The sequence below is a fragment of the Nocardioides sp. P5_C9_2 genome (assembly GCF_054049555.1).
Genome location: NZ_JBFUMD010000628.1, coordinates 1 through 1,771, shown reverse-complemented (window position 1 = coordinate 1,771; position 1,771 = coordinate 1). Strand labels below are relative to the sequence as shown.

The 1,771-nt window shown below is 73.7% G+C and carries 3 protein-coding genes; all 3 read left to right on the top strand.

Annotated features, from left to right (window positions below; genetic code table 11):
- Nucleotides 1-541, top strand: a 541-nt coding sequence (locus tag ACXJKL_RS20395) for a hypothetical protein (protein WP_457208818.1), incomplete at its 5' end; no start/stop codon positions are given.
- A 122-nt stretch (nt 542-663) separates the two neighbouring features.
- Nucleotides 664-846, top strand: a complete 183-nt coding sequence (locus tag ACXJKL_RS20390; protein WP_457208817.1) for a hypothetical protein — start codon at nt 664-666, stop codon at nt 844-846.
- Between the two features lie 31 nt (nt 847-877).
- A partial coding sequence (locus ACXJKL_RS20385; protein ID WP_457208816.1) for a hypothetical protein occupies nt 878-1,771 on the top strand: 894 nt, incomplete at its 3' end.

Genomic DNA, 1,771 nt, shown 5'->3' with positions numbered 1-1,771 from the left:
CTCGCATCCTGCGAGACGCGGCGCCGGGCGCCGGCACCGCGTGAGACCACAGCCGGACCGGAGTCACATGGGTGTAGTCCGGCCCGGCTCGCGACGACCCGAGGCCTCGCCAAACGCCCGAGGTTGGTGGTTCACTGCCGACATGGGGGACGAACGGGATGGACCGCGCGACGACGCGCAGGAGCGTGCGAGGGCCGCGAGGGAACGGGCGGTCCGGGCCAGGTGGGAGAGCACCGCGCGCGCGATCCTGGATGCGGCCGAGGCACGTGACGCGGTCGCCGACGCCCGTGACGCCGCGGCCGCCAAGCGGGAGAACGATCTCGACCGAGCCGAGCTCCTGGATCCGACGAGCGACTACGGGGCGCACTGGACCGAGCGGCGCCGGGCGGGCCTGGATCGCACGCACGCCGAACGGGACCGGGCCGCGGCCCGCGAGGACCTCCGGCGGCTGACTCAAGGGCCCGGCGGCGCGTCCGACGGTCAGCCTGACGGCGACAGTGATCGCGACGGCGTGGCCGAAGGCGAACCCGACGCCACCTGACCTGGTGCCCGGTCTTCGGCGCCGCGGTCCGCCCTCTCGTCACTCCCCTGTTTCGGGACCTTCGCCTCCTGCGCGCCGCACCCCCGATCCCCGAGGCTCGGGTCAGGACGGGAGGCGCATCGATGGGTGACAGCAACGCGGGGGCCGCCGGCGGCGGCGCGATCTACGGGCTCGGGGTCCTCGGGGCGCTGGTCTGGTTCTGGCAGCAGGCGGACGGCTTTCTCGAGCACCTGTGGGGCATCGTCGAGGGCCTGTTCTGGCCGGCCTTCATGGTCTACCAGGCGTTCGAGGCGCTGGCGCGCTGAGCCCTGATGATTCCGGAGGAGATGTGAGCCCGTGCACGAGGTGAGCATCGAGGCCCTGGACCTGCGCCGCCTGGAGCGCATCCTGCCGGCCGGGCGGGCGCAGGCGCTGCGGGCCCGGGCCGTGGAGGCTGCCGAGGGGCTCCGTGGCCGCGTCGTCTGGAACGTGAGCTCCACCGCTCGTGGCGGGGGTGTCGCCGAGCTGCTCCAGGTCCTGGTCGCCTACGGGTGCGGCGCGGGCGTGGACACCCGGTGGCTGGTGCTCGACGCCGACCCGGAGTTCTTCACGATCACCAAGCGGCTGCACAACTTCCTGCACGGCTCCCCCGGTGACGGCCGACTGCTCGACGATGCCGCCCGAGCCCACTACGAGGCGGTCCTGGCCGCCAACCTGCCCGACCTGCACCGGCGGGTCCGGCCCGGCGACGTGGTGATCCTCCACGACCCCCAGACGGCGGGGCTGGTGGACGACCTGGCGCAGCGCGGGGCCGTGATCGCCTGGCGGTGCCACGTGGGTCGCGACGATCCGCACGAGCGGGCCGACGCCGGGTGGGCCTTCCTGCGCCCGTACGTCGAGCACGCCGCCGCGTTCGTCTTCTCCCGACGGGTCTACGCCCCCGACTGGGTCCCCCACGACCGGCTCTGGGTCATCCCTCCGTCCCTCGACCCGTTCAGCGCGAAGAACCTGGGGCTCAGCGACGAGGACGTCCGCACCACGCTGCACGTGGCGGGCCTGGTCCGCGCCGCGTCCGGAGACGGCCGGACGGACTTCAACCGGCGCAGTGACGGGGCGGGGCGGGTGCGCGACCGCCCGAGCCTGATGGTRGACGACCTGCCGGTCCCGGAGGCGGCGAGGATCGTCCTGCAGGTGAGCAGGTGGGATCGTCTCAAGGACATGGAGGGCGTGCTCCACGGCTTCGCCGACAAC